This is a genomic window from Mesorhizobium sp. M7A.F.Ca.ET.027.03.2.1 (genome assembly GCF_003999175.1).
Classification (GTDB): domain Bacteria; phylum Pseudomonadota; class Alphaproteobacteria; order Rhizobiales; family Rhizobiaceae; genus Mesorhizobium.
Genome location: NZ_RZOM01001681.1, coordinates 1 through 731, shown reverse-complemented (window position 1 = coordinate 731; position 731 = coordinate 1). Strand labels below are relative to the sequence as shown.

Here is a 731-nt window from a genome sequence, read left to right as displayed (position 1 = left end):
GAGCCGAACCGAGCTCGATGCGCTGGTTGCGCTTGCCGAAAGCAGCAACTGCCGTCTGCTGGTCGACGAGACCTATCGCGACCTTTCCTACGGCCGGCGGCTGCCGACGGCTGCCTCACTCAGCCCGAAGGCGATCAGCGTCTCGTCATTGTCCAAGGCCTTCGGCATTCCCGGCATCCGCATCGGCTGGCTGATCACCAGGGACGCTGAGCTTCAGGAGAAATTCCTCGCCGCCAAGGAGCAGATCGGCATCTGCGGCAGCGTTATCGACGAAGGCATTGCCCGCGGCATGCTCGAACGCCGGGACGCTTTCCTGGCGACGCTGCTGCCCGAAATGGCGGGGCGCCGCGACATCGTCCAGGCCTGGATCGATCGCGAACCGCTGGTCGACTGGGTGCGGCCCGAAGGTGGCGTCGTCGGCTTCCCGCGCCTCAATGTCGAACCCGGCTTCGACCTCGACCGGTTCTATGTGAACCTGCTGGAAAACCACGGCACCTATGTCGGACCCGGCCACTGGTTCGAGATGGAAAAACGCTTCTTCCGCGTCGGCTTTGGCTGGCCGACGGAAGCCGAATTGCGTGGCGGCCTCGACGCCATTTCCGTCGCGCTGCGGCAGTAAGTTTCCCGTGCCAGCGACCGGTTGATGCTACTGCGTCACAGCGACCGTTCATAGTGGCCAGCGTCTGCGCCGCCCCTCACCTGCCTGCCGGCATCCTCTCCCCGTATAGTGA

General features: G+C 64.6%; 1 protein-coding gene. It reads left to right on the top strand.

Annotated elements, in window-relative coordinates; translation table 11 throughout:
• Window positions 1–619 (top strand): aminotransferase class I/II-fold pyridoxal phosphate-dependent enzyme (locus EN750_RS37325; RefSeq protein WP_127399478.1); only part of this gene is annotated, 619 nt, incomplete at its 5' end.
• Window positions 620–731 lie beyond the last annotated feature (112 nt).